A 15,197-nucleotide genomic window follows, 5' to 3' on the forward strand; every position below is an offset into this window, starting at 1 on the left:
CCCGGATGCTCGCGACCACCAATCTCTGTTTTCGCTATCAGGATTCTCCCGTGTTGAGCGGCCTGAATCTTGATTTCTCTGCTCAGGCCGTTACCGGGCTGGTGGGGGCCAACGGCTGCGGGAAATCGACGCTGTTTATGAATTTAAGCGGGATATTACGCCCGCAGCAGGGCGCGGTACTGTGGCAGGGCAAACCGCTGGAATACAGCAAGCGCGGGCTGCTGGCGCTTCGCCAGCAGGTCACCACTGTCTTTCAGGATCCGGACCAGCAAATCTTCTACACCGACATCGACAGCGATATTGCCTTCGCGCTGCGCAACCTGGGCGTAGATGAGGCGGAAATCGCCCGCCGCGTCGAGGACGCGCTAACGCTGGTGGATGCACAACATTTTCGTCATCAGCCGATTCAGTGTCTCAGCCATGGGCAGAAAAAGCGCGTGGCGATTGCCGGTGCGCTGGTGCTGAAGGCGCGCTATCTGTTGCTCGATGAACCGACGGCGGGGCTTGATCCGTCCGGGCGTACGCAGATGATTGACATCATCAGGCGCATTGTTGGCCAGGGAAATCACGTGGTGATCTCCAGCCACGATATTGACCTGATTTATGAAGTGAGCGATGCGGTGTATGTCATGCACCGTGGCGAAGTGCTGGCCGAGGGCGCGCCGGGCGACGTTTTTTCACGCGCGGATGTGATGGCGAAAGCCGGGTTGACGCAGCCCTGGCTGGTAAAGCTGCATGCCCAACTCGGCCTGCCGCTGTGTAAAACCGAAGATGAATTTTTCAGCCGTATGCGCAACAACAGTCAGGGACAAACATGATGACGCAGGCAATTATGATTCAGGGTACCGCGTCCGACGTCGGCAAAAGTGTGCTGGTGGCGGGGCTGTGCCGTATTTTTCATCAGGACGGGCTGAAGACCGCGCCGTTTAAATCGCAGAATATGGCCCTTAATTCCGGCATCACGCCGGATGGCAAAGAGATGGGGCGGGCGCAGATTTTTCAGGCGGAAGCCGCCGGTATTACCCCGGATGTGCGCATGAACCCGGTGCTGCTCAAACCGACCAGCGACCGCAAGGCGCAGGTGGTGTTGATGGGCAAAGTCATGACCGATATGGACGCCGTCAGCTATCACGACTATAAGCCGCGCCTGCGTCAGCAAATTCTTGAGGTGTATACCAGCCTTGGGCAGGAGTACGACGCGCTGGTACTGGAGGGCGCGGGGAGCCCGGCAGAAATTAATCTGCGCGATCGCGATATCGTCAATATGGGCATGGCCGAACTGGCACAGTGCCCGGTAATTCTGGTGGCTGACATCGATCGGGGCGGCGTTTTTGCCTCTATTTATGGCACGCTGGCGCTGCTGCTTGAGCATGAGCGCGCGCGGGTAAAAGGGGTGATCATCAATAAGTTTCGCGGCGATGTATCGCTGCTGATGCCTGGCGTCAAACAGATTGAAGACCTTACCGGCGTGCCTGTGCTCGGCGTAATGCCGTGGCTGGATGTTGACCTTGAAGAGGAAGACAGCGTCGCCATGCAGCGAGGGCTTTACCGCCATATTGGCGATCGCCCGGTAACTATCGCGGTGGCGCAACTTCCGCACTTATCCAACTTCACCGATCTCAATGCGCTGGCGGCGCAGCCGGATGTGCGGGTGCGCTATGTGCGCACGCCGGAGGAACTGGCCGATGCTGACCTCATCATTCTACCGGGCAGCAAAAATACGCTTGGCGATCTTAACTGGTTGCGGCAAAGCGGCCTTGCGCAGGCGCTGCTGGCACGGCATCGCGAAGGCACGCCGGTGATGGGCATTTGCGGTGGCTATCAGATGCTCGGCGAAACCATTACCGATGAGATTGAATCCGGGCTCGGCGTACTACCGGGTCTGGGGTTGCTGGCGACAGACACGCTGTTTGCACCGGAGAAAACTACCGAGCAAACGCGTGCGCGCCTGCAAACCGCGCTTCCCGGCTGGCTGGCAGGTGTATCGGGGATGGATATCTCCGGGTATGAAATCCATATGGGGACCACCACCCGCCATGCGCACTGCCGCGCGGCGCTGGAACTGCATCGCCCGGACGGCTCTACGCTTGCCGACGGCGCGGTCAGCGACGATGGGCTGGTATTCGGCACCTATCTGCACGGTCTATTCGACAGCGATGCTTTCACGCGCGGCATCGTTAACGCTCTGCGTCAGCGCAAAGGGCTTTCCGCGCTGAACGTCACGGTGAGCTATGCCGATTACAAAGCGCAGCAGTTTGATATCCTCGCCAACGCGATGCGTGAACATATTGATATTGAGAAGATTTATCAGATTATGCACGACTATCAGGAGCCGCAATCATGATACTGGTCACCGGTGGCGCGCGCAGCGGTAAAAGCCGTCACGCGGAATCACTGCTGCGCGAATACTCGCACGTGCTTTACATCGCCACCTCGCAAATTACCGATGCGGAAATGGACGCGCGCATTCAGCATCACCGCGATAGCCGTCCGGCGCACTGGCGGACTGCCGAACGCTGGCAGGATTTAGACGCGGTGATCGCCCCGACAAACGATCCCGAAGAAGCGATTTTGCTGGAGTGCGTGACGACGCTTGTGACCAACGTGCTGTTTGCCAACGGCGGGGAAGGCGATGTCGATAACTGGGATTTCGCGGCGCTGGAAAGGGCGGTGGACCTGGCAATTGAGAAGCTTATTATAGCCTGCCAGCGTTGCCCATCATTGGTGGTGCTGGTAACCAATGAAGTGGGAATGGGGATCGTGCCAGAGAACCGTCTGGCGCGCCATTTTCGCGACATTGCCGGGCGAGTGAATCAAAAACTGGCGCAGGCGGCGGACGACGTCTGGCTGGTGGTGTCAGGAATTGGAGTCAAAATAAAATGAGCAGGATCTTCTTTGCCACGCTGTCGTTTATGAGCCGTTTGCCGGTGCCTCAGCGCTGGTCGCAGGGGCTGGATATCGATCAATATGTCCGTGGCATCGTCACGTTTCCCCTTGTCGGTTTGCTGCTTGGGGTATTAAGCGGGCTGGTCTTTATGCTGTTACAGCCCTGGTGCGGCGTGCCGCTGGCGGCATTTTTCGCGGTGCTGGCGCTGGCGCTGTTGACCGGCGGTTTCCATCTGGATGGCCTGGCCGATACCTGTGATGGCGTCTTCTCTGCGCGTCGTCGCGAAAAAATGCTGGAAATCATGCGCGACAGTCGCCTGGGTACGCACGGCGGATTGGCGCTTATTTTTGTTCTGCTTGGCAAAGTGCTGGCGGTGAACGAAGTGGCGCTGCGGGATACGCCGATGCTGGCGGCGCTGGCTTGTGCCTGTATCGCCGGCCGCGGCTGTGTGGTGTTGCTGATGTATCGCCACCGCTACGCGCGTGAAGAGGGGCTGGGCAATCTGTTTATTGGCAAAGTCACCTTCCGCCAGGCGGTGATTACCCTTGCGTTGGCCGCCGTGCTGGTGGTGACACTGCTGGGGGCTCATGGGCTACGCGCACTACTGGTGACGTTCATCGCCGTGTTTATTCTTGGCCAGTTGCTGAAACGTACCCTGGGGGGCCAGACGGGTGACACCATGGGCGCAAGCATTGAACTGGGCGAACTTATCTTTCTGCTGGCGTTAATTTAAACCAGCCTTAACGGAACATCGGGGAAAAAGATGCAAACACTTTCTACGCAGCTCGCCGCCATTCCGGCGTTAGATAGCGCCGCGATGGCGCAGGCGCAACATCATATCGACGGATTGCTTAAACCGCCGGGAAGCCTGGGACGTCTGGAAGCGCTGGCGATACAGCTGGCGGGCATGCCGGGGCTAAAAGGCAAGCCGCAGGTAGCACAAAAAGCGATTCTGGTGATGTGCGCCGATCATGGTGTCTGGCATGAAGGCGTGGCGATTTCGCCGCAGGTGGTCACCGCCATTCAGACCGCCAATATGACTCGTCACAACACCGGCGTTTGCGTGCTGGCGGCGCAGGCGGGCGCGAAAGTGCATGTGATTGATGTCGGGATTGACGCCGATCCTATCCCTGATGTGGTGAACATGAAGGTGGCGCGCGGCAGCGGTAACATCGCGCGTGGCCCGGCAATGCGCCATCAACAGGCGCAGGAATTGCTGTTGGAAACCATCCGCTATACGCAAAATCTGGCACAGCAGGGCGTGACGCTGTTCGGTGTTGGCGAGCTGGGCATGGCGAACACTACGCCCGCCGCGGCGATTGTCAGTGTGTTAACGGGCGCCGATCCGCAGGAATCCGTAGGTATTGGCGCGAACCTGCCACAGGCACAGCTGGCGAATAAAGTGGATGTGGTGCGACGCGCAATCGCCGTTAATCAGCCCAATGCTGCTGATGGCGTTGATGTGCTGGCAAAAGTGGGCGGTTTTGATTTAGTCGGCATGACGGGCGTGATGCTGGGTGCGGCATCCTGTGGCCTGCCGGTGGTACTGGACGGCTTCCTCTCTTACGCCTCGGCGCTGGCTGCGTGTCGAATCGCCCCGGCGGTCAAACCGTATCTGATCCCCTCGCATCTGTCGGCGGAGAAGGGCGCACGTATCGCGCTGGAAGCATTGCAGCTTGAACCGTATCTCAATATGCAGATGCGTCTTGGTGAAGGAAGTGGGGCGGCAATGGCGATGCATATCGTGGAATCCGCCTGCGCTATCTATAACAACATGGGCACGTTAGCCGAAAGCAATATCGTCCTGCCAGAGAAGTAATTTTTCCCCTCACCGCTCCGCTCTGGAGCGGTTTCGCTTAGCCTAAATAGAATTCCCCTCGTTAATCACTGCCTTTATCAGCGGAAGGTGGATAAAAAAGCTATAATTAACAATTATCTTTCACGGCTGAGGAAGGGAAATTATGCGTCGTGTCAAACTGTTATGCTCCGCTATGCTGCTGCTTGCCAGTCAGAGCGTCCTGGCGGTGACCTACCCGCTGCCCCCGGAAGGAAGCCGACTGGTCGGTAGCCCGTTAAAAATCATCGTCCCTCTCGACAGTAACTTCCCGCTGGAAGCCTTCGCCGCCCGCTATGGGCAGGGGCTGAGCAATATGCTGGAGGCCAACCCTGGCGTGGATGTTTATCTTCCCGCGCGCGGTACGACGCTGACCATCCCGCAGCAACTCATCCTGCCTGATACGCCGCGAGAAGGTATTGTGATTAACGTCGCGGAGATGCGCCTGTATTACTACCCACCGGACGGCAGCAGCGTTGAAGTGCTGCCGATTGGCATTGGCCAGGCAGGGCGTGAAACGCCGCGCAACTGGGTAACGAAAGTGGAGCGTAAGCAGGAAGGACCCACCTGGGTGCCGACGGCTAATACGCGCCGTGAATACGCCAAAGAGGGCAAAACGTTACCTGCGATGGTGCCTGCCGGGCCAGAAAACCCGATGGGGCTGTACGCTATATATATTGGCAGGCTGTATGCCATCCACGGCACCAATGCGAATTTTGGTATTGGCCTGCGCGTAAGCCAGGGCTGTATTCGCCTGCGCAATGACGATATCAAATATTTATTTGATACGGTGCCGGTGGGCACACGGGTGCAAATTATTGACCGCCCGGTGAAATACACCACCGAACCAGACGGTAGCCGCTGGCTGGAAGTTCACGAGCCGTTATCCCGTAACCGCTCAGAATATGAATCAGATAAAAAAGTCCCGCTCCCGGTCACGCCAGCCATGCAGGCTTTCGTGCGTGGAGAAGGGGTAGATGCTAACCGGGCGCAAAGCGAAATGCAGCGCCGTTCGGGCATGCCGGTGAATATCAGTTCCGCAGAAAACTCGCACTTTTAGTGCAGGGGGATATTTCCGCACGTGCTATACCGTGCGGAAATAATCCACAGGGAGCTGTGAATCAAATGTCATTCGTCCAATACCGCTGGAAGTTACCCATCATTCTTTTTACGGCCTTTTTATTTTCCAGCCCACTTAGTGCCACACAAACGCTGATTTACAGTGACCATGAGCCTTTGGGTAACATGCGTACACGCTTTATTAACGATGTCTTTTTTGCCGCCATTGAAAAAGAGTCTCATGGGCGCATTAACATTGAGGCGCATTGGGGCAGTGAGCTCAGTAACGGATACGATGCTTTAGCCATGGCCGGGAAGGGTAAAAAAGCCGATATAGCCGTCGTGGTTCCTGAATACGCCCCATCAGCATTGCCGTTACATCAGCTGTTTAAAAGCTTCCCTGTTGGCCCATCAGGCGCACAGCAGGTTGCATTTTTCCGCGAAGTATTTTCGCGCATTCCCGCTTTTTCCGACGAACTTAGCCGGGCTAATGTAAGCCCCGTTTTTATTGCGACCGGTTATCCGCTCGCTTTCTTCAGCAGCAAGCCAATAAATAACCTTACAGATATGAAAGGCCAAACCTGGCGTTCGGCGAGTTTCTGGCATCAGGCATTCTTAAAAAATACAGACGCTAACGCAGTGACGATGCCATGGGGTGACGCGACATATAAGGCGTTGCGAAGCGGCAGTATTGATGGACTGATGCTTAATATCGATAGCGGTTACGACCTTAACGCACAACGCTACGCGCCACATGTGCTGGTGTCTAAAGATCTTTGGCTTGGGCATGTCTATCTGCTGGTTGTTAATAAATCAAAGTGGGCGGCGTTATCAGAAGACGATCGCGCGGCATTCCAGCGTGCCGCTAACGACGCTTATATGCAACTGGGTAGCGTGATGGACCGCAGTTTCGATAAGCAGATTGCCGATCTGAAGCACAGCGGCGCAAGCGTACGTATTCTGAAACCACAGGAAGTGCTTGCCTGGGAACATAAGACCCAATACCCACAGGTTCAATTGGCATGGGTTAAAGATCAGGAAACGAAGGGCGTGGTAAATATGAAAGATACGCTGGAAAAAGTAAGTCACATTTTGCAGACGTATCGTTGAACATCTTTCAATTTGTTAGCCAGTAATGAGGTGAATATATGTTCACAGGCATTGTTCAGGATACGGCGCGTATTTGTAACATAAACGATCATGAGGGGCTTCGAACATTTGTCATTGAGTTTCCAGCCGGTTTTTGTCATGGGCTGAAAGTTGGGGCGAGTGTTTCGGTTGATGGTGTATGTCTTACCGTCACGGAAATTGTTAGCCCCACAAAGACTAAATTTGATGTCGTTTTGCAAAGTCTAAGAATCACTACATTGAGTCGACATCTGGAAGGGCAGATTGTCAATGTTGAGCGTGCAGCCAGAGATGGTGCTGAGATCGGCGGGCATCCTCTGTCAGGCCATATTGATTTTTGTACACAAATCATCGATATCAAAGAAATTGAAGGTAATTGCCGGGTGAGGTTTCATTGCAAGGCGAAATGGCGCCCTTATATATTCCCAAAAGGATATATAGCGATTAATGGTTGTAGTTTGACGCTGTCGGAAGTTGATAAAAAACAGGGATATTTTGAGGTTTGGTTGATCCCTGAGACTCGTCGTGTGACAACTTTTGCAGATAAAGGCATCGGGGATTGGGTCAACATCGAGATTGAGCGGGGAACTCAGGTCGTCGTCGATACGATTAAGGATACACTTGAGAAACATTTAGGGGCGCTATACCCAGCTTTTGAAACATTACTTGCTGAGAGGCAGATTGACCTTACCTCATCCGTGTTGAAGGCTTTGGCCTTGCCTGAGACGGCAGAGGACACATCCCGTCAGAACCAGGAGAGTGCAAACGCGATTGGTGACATGCCGCGTTAGCGCTTCTGAAGTTCGTTTATGCTGAGAAAAGCAAAAAGCCCGCTAAAAAGCGGGCTTCTCGAATTTGGCTCCTCTGACTGGACTCGAACCAGTGACATACGGATTAACAGTCCGCCGTTCTACCGACTGAACTACAGAGGAATCGTTGTGGAGGCACATATTAGCGGCGAAAAAAATTTTGTCAAACACCAATTCTGGCTGTTCATGCTGATTGCCGATTCCGTCAACAATTTGTTGTAATTACCGACAAATATTAAGGAAAAATGTTTTGCAGGATTCGGGTTTCTCCCTCATTATTTGAAATGGAGTTTCAACTTTCTCACTAAGGTCCACTTTGAACGTCACCACCGCGCTCCGTCAGGCCGTCGCACGCACGCCCTGGTATAAAAAACGCAAAAGCTATCGAGTCCTCTTCTGGCGTGAAATCACCCCCCTTGCTGTACCTATTTTTCTGGAGAATACCTGCGTCCTGCTGATGGGGGTATTGAGTACCTTCCTGGTGAGCTGGCTGGGAAAAGAAGCGATGGCGGGCGTCGGTCTTGCCGACAGTTTCAATATGGTGATCATGGCTTTTTTTGCGGCTATCGATCTCGGGACAACGGTGGTGGTGGCCTTTAGACTGGGTAAACGTGACAGGCGAAGGGCGAGGGCGGCTGCGCGACAGTCGCTGGTCATTATGACCTTGTTTGCCATTGTGCTGGCAGCGGTCATCCACTATTTCGGCAGTGAAATTATTAATATTGTCGCGGGTGAAGCGACGCCGGAAGTAAAAGGGCTGGCCTTAACCTACCTTGAACTGACGGTGTTGAGTTATCCCGCGGCGGCGATTGCGTTGATTGGTAGCGGCGCGCTGCGTGGCGCAGGGAACACGAAAATCCCGCTGATGATTAACGGCGGAATGAACATCCTCAACATTATCATCAGTAGCATCCTGATTTACGGGGCGTTCTCCTGGCAGGGGATGGGTTTTGCGGGCGCGGGGCTGGGGTTAACCATTTCGCGCTATATCGGCGCGGCAGCGATTATCTGGGTGCTGATGATAGGCTTTAACCCGGCGCTACGCATTCCGCTGAAAAGCTATCTGAAGCCGCTGAATTTCGCCATTATCTGGGAAGTGATGGGAATTGGTATTCCGGCGAGCATTGAGTCGGTGCTGTTTAACGGCGGGAAATTACTCACCCAGATGTTTGTTGCCGGGATGGGGACCAACGTTATCGCGGGGAACTTTATTGCCTTTTCGGTTGCGGCGCTGATTAACTTGCCAGGTAACGCCCTGGGTTCGGCCTCGACCATCATCACGGGTAAACGTTTGGGTACCGGGCAGATTGGTCAGGCGGAACGCCAGCTGCGCCATGTCTTCTGGATGTCGACCATCGTACTGACGGCAATTGCCTGGGGGACCGCGCCATTTGCGGGGCTGTTCGCGTCGTTCTATACCCAGGAGCAGGATGTAAAAGAAGTGGTGAAAGTGCTGCTGTGGCTGAACGCGGCATTTATGCCGATCTGGGCTGCTTCCTGGGTGCTGCCCTCTGGCTTTAAAGGCGCGCGTGATGTGCGCTTTGCGATGTGGGTATCGATGTTGGGAATGTGGGGCTGTCGCGTAGTGGCAGGCTATACGCTGGGTATTGTGCTCGGTATGGGCGTCGTCGGTGTGTGGTTAGGGATGTTCCTCGACTGGGCAGTCCGTGGTGCGCTGTTCTACTGGCGACTGGTCAGTGGCCGCTGGTTGTGGAAATATCCGCGCGTGAAGATGGAGTAAGCGGCATTGCTGTGAAAATCATCAGAAACCGATGATTTTTAACCGAAGTGTGGAATAAAACAGCAAACGGTATTTTTTTGTGAAAACAGGCTTTGACAACCCCGGGGCACCCCGTTAATATTCGCCCCGTTCACACGATTCCTCTGTAGTTCAGTCGGTAGAACGGCGGACTGTTAATCCGTATGTCACTGGTTCGAGTCCAGTCAGAGGAGCCAAATTTAGAAAAGCCCGCTTTTTAGCGGGCTTTTTGCTTTTCTGCGTTTACAGGGCAAAACCATAATGAGAACCATCCGGGAGCTCGATATCCAGGCGTAATTTCCCGCCAGCGGCTTCTACATAGCGCTTGAGCGTAGAAAGTTTTAGATCTCGCCCTGGTTTTTCCATTCCCGCGATTGTCGGCTGCTTTACACCCAGTGTTTCAGCGATCTCCACCTGCGTCTTCTTGACCTTTTCTCGCAATTCCGCGAGGTGGATATTAAGCAACATCGCCTCTGCCATTGCTTCTGCCTGTTGAACTACTTCGGTTTTTTCATCCTTTAGTAGTTGTTCCAGCGTTCTGCCCATGTTGATTTTCCTCATCGTTAAGCTTTGTCAGATGGTGCTTATATTCTCGTTCGGCGATCGGCAGCATCTCATCATAGAATTGTTTGTCATTACCCGTTTTCTTACCTGCACAAAGCAGAATGGCTGAGCGATGCGGGTCGAAAGCGAAAAAGGCACGGATGGGATCTCCCTGGCTTTGAACACGAAGTTCCTTCATGTTGCGATAGCGGGAACCTTTAAGCGTATCGGCCCATGGGCGAGGTAACATTGGGCCTTTCACTCTAAGCACCATCATACCAGCGAGTACGCTGGCACGGTCGGTGTCGCCCAGCGAGATAAACCAGCGATCGAACGTATCCGTTGTTTTAATTAACCACACACAGCCTCCCGAATAATATAGGTCAGAAACTATATATGTGCAATGCTATGTTGGCAGTATGCAACGATGTAACCGGGAAGGCATCCATCAAAAGTTAAACGTGGAATAGCGGTTCCGGACATTCGATGTTTTGCAGAAAGAGGGCTCAGACGTTACGAACTAAATTCCAAAAAAAACGGGCCGTGGCGGCCCGTTTTATCTCTTATCACCGGAATGGTGGCTCGTTAAAGGTGCGTAGCTTACGCGAATGCAGTTTGTCACCTTCGGCACGCAGCAGGTCAATTGCGCGAATGCCAATCTGCAAATGCTCGGAAATCGCCCCTTCATAGAAACGGTTTGCCTGGCCCGGCAATTTAATTTCGCCATGCAGCGGTTTGTCGGAGACGCACAACAGGGTGCCGTAAGGAACGCGGAAGCGATAACCCTGTGCTGCGATAGTGGCGCTTTCCATATCAATCGCCACGGCACGGCTGAGGTTAAATCGCAGCGCGGAAGCCGAATAGCGCAACTCCCAGTTACGATCGTCCGTCGTCACTACGGTGCCGGTGCGCAGACGTTGTTTAACCTCTTCGCCGGGCATACCGCTGACCTGCTTGGTGGCGTCATAGAGGGCGCGTTGCACCTCGGCAATGCTTGGGATGGGAATGTCGGGCGGCAGCACCGCATCCAGCACGTGGTCGTCGCGCAGATAAGCGTGCGCCAGAACGTAGTCGCCAATGGTCTGGCTTTCGCGCAGACCGCCGCAGTGGCCAATCATCAGCCAGACATCCGGGCGCAGCACTGCCAGGTGGTCACAGATGTTTTTGGCGTTCGACGGGCCTACGCCGATGTTAATCAGCGTGATCCCCTGGCCGTCAGCGGTGATGAGGTGCCACGCGGGCATCTGATGTTTTTTCCAGGCCAAATCGGAAATCGCTTGTTCCGGCGCTTCCGTTTCCGCAGTGATCCAAATGCCCCCGGCGCAGGAGAGCGCGATGTACGGGCTGTCCGGGTCGAGAATCTGGCTACAGCCCCAACGCACAAACTCATCCACATAACGGGTGTAGTTGGTGAACAACACAAAAGGCTGGAAATGTTCTACCGGCGTGCCGGTGTAGTGACGCAGGCGAGCGAGCGAAAAGTCCACACGGCGCGCGTCAAAGTGCGAAAGCGGATAGAACTCGGTGGGATGGAAAATGCCATCCGCAGTCTCATCACCAATTTGCGCCAGCTCCGTGGTGGGGAAAAAGCGCGTCAGGTCAGCACTCATGGAACGGTCAAGCATTAAACCGTCGATCACGTACGGATAGGGGATCTCATGCTGCGACAGGCCGACCTCAATGTGTGCATCATAATCTTCATGCAGCAGCGTGAGCTGTTCCAGCAGGTAAGGGCGGAACAACGTAGGATGCGTGATGGTTGTGGTGTAACACCCGGAGTGGGTAAAGCGGCCAAAGGCGCGTGTTTTCTGTGCCTTGTGGGCGTTTCCACTCCATGAAACCGAGAGCTGTGGGTAAACAAAAAGCCCCTCGGCGCGTGCTTTGGCATCAGGCAGCGAATGATTGTCAATGTACACGGAAATGGCATTACGCAGGGCTGTGACCGACTGGTCATACAGTGCCTGAAGTTTTTCCAGGGCTTGTTCAGGCGTCAGGCTTGCGCTCGTAGTATTCATCCTTCGCTCCTTGTGTCAGGTCTGCGGCGTTTTTCGATAGTATGTCAGCCTCAGATGAAACAAAAGCGTCAGAAGACGCCTTTGTCACAACTGATTAACCTTTAAGCAAGATGCTCAGGCCTGCGGCTTATCCTTCATCAGCAGGGCAGTGGCGGCAGATATCAGGCAGCCAGCCAGCAGATAAATGGCTACGCTGTGCCAGTCGCCTCCCGAGAAGGTGACCAGCGCTGCGGCGATGAACGGTGTGAATCCCCCGCCAACAACGCTTGCGACCTGATAACCGACACCGGCGCCGCTGTAACGATAGCCGGCGCCAAACATACCGGTGAACATTGGCTGCTGAACGCATACCACCATGTCATGAGCGACGTTAGCCAGCATGATGGCGAAGAACACTATCCAGAAAAGGGATTGCGCTTCCAGAGCCATAAAGAACGGGAAGGCGCTTATCGTGCCGGTTAATGCGCCAATAATGTAGACGCGGCGTCGGCCGAAGCGATCGGCGAGCCAGGCAAAGAAGGGGATAGTCAGACAGCTTACGCCACCGACCAGCAGGCCAATGTTAAGGAAAAGTTCGCGGGGCAGCCCGAGATTCTGCGTCGAGTAGTTGAGGGCGAAGGCGGTGACGATGTACATGGTCAGCAGCTCGCACAGGCGTAAACCGATAATCTTCAGGAAAGCGCCAGGATGACGCGCCAGCGCCTCCATTACCGGCAGACGTTGTTTGACCGGCGGCGTTTGCTGCTGCTGTTCGAACTCCTCGGACTCTTCCATTCCGTTACGAACCCATAACGCGCCAAGTACCAGCACAACGCTAAACAGGAAGGGAATGCGCCAGCCCCAGCTCAGGAACTGTTCGTCGGTGGTGAGCATGCTGATAAGCGAAACCAGCCCGGTGGAAAGCAGCAGCCCCACGCCATAACCCACCTGCACGCCGCTGCTATAGAACGCTTTTTTATTCTCGGGCGCGCTCTCTACCGAGAGCAGTGCCGCGCCGCCCCATTCGCCGCCGACGGCAAACCCCTGAATAGCGCGCAGCGTGACCAGCAACGCGGGCGCCCACCATCCTGCCGAAGCAAAGGAGGGCAGCAGGCCGATCAACGCCGTCGCGCCGCCCATCATCCAGACGGTCAGCATCAGCATACGTTTACGGCCAAGACGATCGCCGAAATGACCAAAGATCACTCCGCCGAGCGGGCGAAACAGGAATCCGACACCGAAGGTGGCGAAAGCGGCCAGCGTACCCATCGCCGGGCTTACCTGTGGAAAGAATTCTCGGTTGAAGACCAGCGCGGCGGTAATGCCATAAAGCAGAAAATCGTACCAGTCGACGACGGCTCCGGCAAAGCTGCCGAGTGCGGCGCGTCGGGCGCGGCTAAGTGAAGGTGTTTTCTCCTGGAGACGCGTGGAGGTGAGGGTGGAGTCCATAGTTATCCTGTCTGTACCGTTCTTTTTCTTATATTCGTAAATAAAATTGTACACATTGCGCCAGTCCATAACTGGTGCTTATGAGACTACCGCGACTGACTCGGCAGGGAAATGGTTTTATGTGCTGAATTTTTCCGTAACGATAAGATTACACTTGGTTGCGCAGTGAAATTATTCAATTTTTCAGAATGGATCACAATACGATGCGCAGAACTATGAAGTCGATGGCGATAGATCTGATAGACTGCGGCAAAACATAATATTTTATTCGACAGGGAGTTGTCGCGACTTAATGCCATTGCTAACGATGTTCAGGAATATCATATTTAATTTTTATGATTATAACGCTAAAAACATTCATATTAATGATATAAAGTTTGTTGTTATTCACATTCCCGACCAGGTTGGGGATGCCATGGCGATTTATCCTCTTATTCGCGCGCTGGAACAACAACCAATAGCACATCTGTTAATTGTGTCATCCACGCTGAATAAACCCGTATTTGAGGCTTTGACGCTTAATAATACAAAGTTAACTGTCATGACGATGACGATGCAGGACCATGCCACGATTGCTGAAATAAAAAAGATCGCGAAGACAATAAAAGAACAATATGGCACACCCGACCTTTGCATCGAGGCAATGCGTAAAAAGAATCTCAAAACGATGGTTTTTATCCGCACGCTTAAAGCTGGAATTAACTATCAGGCAGTAGGGCTAACTCAGAAATGCTACTCCCCGTTATGTAAGATAGCCTCCAGAATGGACCAGCACCTTCGCGCGCCTGTCCCTATGACCTGGGCGACGTTAATGAGAGATGCGGGTTTTCCTGCTGTTGCTGCGAAGTATGAATTCCCGCTAAGTGCTGAGGCCATCACCGAGGTGCGTCGAGAAACCTGCGCGCTGGGGCCCTATATCGCCATCAATTTAGAAGGCAGCATCGCGGCAAGAACGTTGTCATACTCTGTTGCGCAGAATCTTATTGCGATAATTCAACGTGAATGTGATATGCCGATTGTCATTGTTCACGGCCCCAGGGGGATTGAGAGTGCGGAAAAACTCACGGAATCGTGCCGTAATGTTTATCGATTATCGTTGAGCCCCTCACTGATGCGATCGGCGACCATTATTAAAGACGCTTTTCTGGCTATCACACCGGACACATCAATACTGCATATGGCCAGTGCTTATAATACGCCAGCGATTGCAATCTACGCGGATTATAAAACACGCTGGCCGACGATGCAGGATATTGCAGAAAACATTGTGGTGGGGAGAGATATTGACCACATCAATATGAATGAGTTTGAAGTAACGTTACGGCGAATTTTGATGAGAATCGACAGGCAACCGCGTTCTGCGAGGTAACACGCAACTCGCCATAAAAAAGCAAAAAGCCCGCTATAAGCGGGCTTTTCTAAATTTGGCTCCTCTGACTGGACTCGAACCAGTGACATACGGATTAACAGTCCGCCGTTCTACCGACTGAACTACAGAGGAATCGTGTGAACGGGGCGCATATTAACGGGGTGCTTCTGGCTTGTCAAAGGGTGTCTCTCCACTTTGTGTTCGTTTGCTGACAATTTCAGCAATTCACCGATGAATGGCTATTTTTTAGCTGATTTGCACCGGGGTGGTGCGAATTTACCCCTAATGGGGCAGATCAACATCTTCTGACTGCCTGCGAAAATGCGCTTATCGATTGGAAAGCCTTGTTACGCGCCCGTGACGCCT

Annotated in this window: 15 protein-coding genes and 3 tRNA genes; 12 read left to right on the forward strand and 6 right to left on the reverse strand. The window is 53.8% G+C overall.

Translation table 11 applies throughout. The features are described from left to right. Positions 1-5 precede the first annotated feature (5 nt). From ACWWFX_RS06380 to ACWWFX_RS06415, 8 genes are all read left to right on the forward strand, one after another. Positions 6-818 carry an energy-coupling factor ABC transporter ATP-binding protein gene (locus ACWWFX_RS06380; RefSeq protein WP_473223432.1) on the forward strand — a complete coding sequence of 271 codons (813 nt, stop codon included), beginning with the start codon at positions 6-8 and terminating at the stop codon, positions 816-818. After that, positions 818-2,344, forward strand: a complete 1,527-nt coding sequence (locus ACWWFX_RS06385) for a cobyric acid synthase (RefSeq protein WP_473223543.1) — start codon at positions 818-820, stop codon at positions 2,342-2,344. Before ACWWFX_RS06380 ends, ACWWFX_RS06385 begins: the two co-directional genes overlap by 1 nt. Next, positions 2,338-2,883, forward strand: coding sequence for a bifunctional adenosylcobinamide kinase/adenosylcobinamide-phosphate guanylyltransferase (cobU, locus tag ACWWFX_RS06390; RefSeq protein WP_473223544.1), 546 nt, complete (start codon positions 2,338-2,340; stop codon positions 2,881-2,883). Before ACWWFX_RS06385 ends, cobU begins: the two co-directional genes overlap by 7 nt. Then, complete coding sequence (cobS, locus tag ACWWFX_RS06395) at positions 2,880-3,620, forward strand: adenosylcobinamide-GDP ribazoletransferase (RefSeq protein ID WP_276220419.1); 741 nt, start codon at positions 2,880-2,882, stop codon at positions 3,618-3,620. The genes cobU and cobS overlap by 4 nt, the downstream gene beginning before the upstream one ends. Positions 3,621-3,650: 30 nt before the next feature. Beyond that, positions 3,651-4,706 carry a nicotinate-nucleotide--dimethylbenzimidazole phosphoribosyltransferase gene (gene cobT, locus ACWWFX_RS06400; protein WP_015963899.1) on the forward strand — a complete coding sequence of 352 codons (1,056 nt, stop codon included), beginning with the start codon at positions 3,651-3,653 and terminating at the stop codon, positions 4,704-4,706. 142 nt (positions 4,707-4,848) lie between these two features. Next, positions 4,849-5,781 carry a L,D-transpeptidase gene (gene ldtA, locus ACWWFX_RS06405; RefSeq protein ID WP_473223433.1) on the forward strand — a complete coding sequence of 311 codons (933 nt, stop codon included), beginning with the start codon at positions 4,849-4,851 and terminating at the stop codon, positions 5,779-5,781. 65 nt (positions 5,782-5,846) lie between these two features. Next, on the forward strand, positions 5,847-6,890 hold the full coding sequence (gene dctP, locus ACWWFX_RS06410; protein WP_473223545.1) for a TRAP transporter substrate-binding protein DctP: 1,044 nt from the start codon (positions 5,847-5,849) through the stop codon (positions 6,888-6,890). Between the two features lie 38 nt (positions 6,891-6,928). Continuing rightward, the gene (locus tag ACWWFX_RS06415; RefSeq protein ID WP_276220414.1) at positions 6,929-7,699 is read left to right on the forward strand and encodes a riboflavin synthase subunit alpha; all 771 of its coding nucleotides are present in this window, start codon (positions 6,929-6,931) and stop codon (positions 7,697-7,699) included. A 65-nt stretch (positions 7,700-7,764) separates the two neighbouring features. On the opposite strand, the gene ACWWFX_RS06420 is transcribed toward ACWWFX_RS06415, so the two are convergent. Then, positions 7,765-7,840: transfer RNA gene (locus ACWWFX_RS06420), tRNA-Asn, on the reverse strand. A gap of 6 nt (positions 7,841-7,846) precedes the next feature. On the opposite strand from ACWWFX_RS06420, the gene ACWWFX_RS06425 reads away from it, so the two are divergent. The 3 genes from ACWWFX_RS06425 to ACWWFX_RS06435 all read left to right on the forward strand — a co-directional run bounded on the left by ACWWFX_RS06425 (position 7,847) and on the right by ACWWFX_RS06435 (position 9,673). Further along, positions 7,847-7,939 (forward strand): DUF5951 family protein, encoded by a 93-nt coding sequence (locus tag ACWWFX_RS06425; protein WP_223145796.1) that lies wholly within the window; start codon positions 7,847-7,849, stop codon positions 7,937-7,939. 94 nt (positions 7,940-8,033) lie between these two features. Continuing rightward, positions 8,034-9,458, forward strand: coding sequence for an EmmdR/YeeO family multidrug/toxin efflux MATE transporter (locus ACWWFX_RS06430; RefSeq protein ID WP_473223434.1), 1,425 nt, complete (start codon positions 8,034-8,036; stop codon positions 9,456-9,458). A 139-nt stretch (positions 9,459-9,597) separates the two neighbouring features. Further along, a tRNA-Asn gene (locus tag ACWWFX_RS06435) sits at positions 9,598-9,673 on the forward strand. A 46-nt stretch (positions 9,674-9,719) separates the two neighbouring features. On the opposite strand, the gene ACWWFX_RS06440 is transcribed toward ACWWFX_RS06435, so the two are convergent. The 4 genes from ACWWFX_RS06440 to shiA all read right to left on the reverse strand — a co-directional run bounded on the left by ACWWFX_RS06440 (position 9,720) and on the right by shiA (position 13,462). Further along, positions 9,720-10,022, reverse strand: coding sequence for a helix-turn-helix domain-containing protein (locus ACWWFX_RS06440; protein ID WP_473223435.1), 303 nt, complete (start codon positions 10,020-10,022; stop codon positions 9,720-9,722). Beyond that, positions 9,988-10,380 (reverse strand): type II toxin-antitoxin system RelE/ParE family toxin, encoded by a 393-nt coding sequence (locus ACWWFX_RS06445; protein WP_276220411.1) that lies wholly within the window; start codon positions 10,378-10,380, stop codon positions 9,988-9,990. The genes ACWWFX_RS06440 and ACWWFX_RS06445 overlap by 35 nt, the downstream gene beginning before the upstream one ends. 205 nt (positions 10,381-10,585) lie before the next feature. Beyond that, positions 10,586-12,034, reverse strand: a complete 1,449-nt coding sequence (locus ACWWFX_RS06450) for an AMP nucleosidase (protein WP_276220410.1) — start codon at positions 12,032-12,034, stop codon at positions 10,586-10,588. Positions 12,035-12,148: 114 nt separating this feature from the next. Beyond that, positions 12,149-13,462, reverse strand: a complete 1,314-nt coding sequence (gene shiA / locus ACWWFX_RS06455; RefSeq protein ID WP_276220409.1) for a shikimate transporter — start codon at positions 13,460-13,462, stop codon at positions 12,149-12,151. Between the two features lie 292 nt (positions 13,463-13,754). Here shiA and ACWWFX_RS06460 point away from each other — a divergent pair, with 292 nt between their 5' ends. Then, on the forward strand, positions 13,755-14,831 hold the full coding sequence (locus tag ACWWFX_RS06460; protein ID WP_473223436.1) for a glycosyltransferase family 9 protein: 1,077 nt from the start codon (positions 13,755-13,757) through the stop codon (positions 14,829-14,831). Between the two features lie 56 nt (positions 14,832-14,887). On the opposite strand, the gene ACWWFX_RS06465 is transcribed toward ACWWFX_RS06460, so the two are convergent. Next, positions 14,888-14,963: transfer RNA gene (locus ACWWFX_RS06465), tRNA-Asn, on the reverse strand. Between the last annotated feature and the right edge of the window lie 234 nt (positions 14,964-15,197).

This window comes from Pseudocitrobacter sp. 2023LY-00077, assembly GCF_055796175.1.

Coding starts and splice junctions, on each gene's coding strand:
- ACWWFX_RS06380 (WP_473223432.1), top strand. CDS start 6: ATGCTCGCGACCACCAATCTCTGTTTTCGCTATCAGGATTCTCCCGTG.
- ACWWFX_RS06385 (WP_473223543.1), top strand. CDS start 818: ATGACGCAGGCAATTATGATTCAGGGTACCGCGTCCGACGTCGGCAAA.
- cobS (WP_276220419.1), top strand. CDS start 2,880: ATGAGCAGGATCTTCTTTGCCACGCTGTCGTTTATGAGCCGTTTGCCG.
- cobT (WP_015963899.1), top strand. CDS start 3,651: ATGCAAACACTTTCTACGCAGCTCGCCGCCATTCCGGCGTTAGATAGC.
- ldtA (WP_473223433.1), top strand. CDS start 4,849: ATGCGTCGTGTCAAACTGTTATGCTCCGCTATGCTGCTGCTTGCCAGT.
- dctP (WP_473223545.1), top strand. CDS start 5,847: ATGTCATTCGTCCAATACCGCTGGAAGTTACCCATCATTCTTTTTACG.
- ACWWFX_RS06415 (WP_276220414.1), top strand. CDS start 6,929: ATGTTCACAGGCATTGTTCAGGATACGGCGCGTATTTGTAACATAAAC.
- ACWWFX_RS06440 (WP_473223435.1), bottom strand. CDS start 10,022: ATGGGCAGAACGCTGGAACAACTACTAAAGGATGAAAAAACCGAAGTA.
- ACWWFX_RS06450 (WP_276220410.1), bottom strand. CDS start 12,034: ATGAATACTACGAGCGCAAGCCTGACGCCTGAACAAGCCCTGGAAAAA.
- shiA (WP_276220409.1), bottom strand. CDS start 13,462: ATGGACTCCACCCTCACCTCCACGCGTCTCCAGGAGAAAACACCTTCA.
- ACWWFX_RS06460 (WP_473223436.1), top strand. CDS start 13,755: ATGCCATTGCTAACGATGTTCAGGAATATCATATTTAATTTTTATGAT.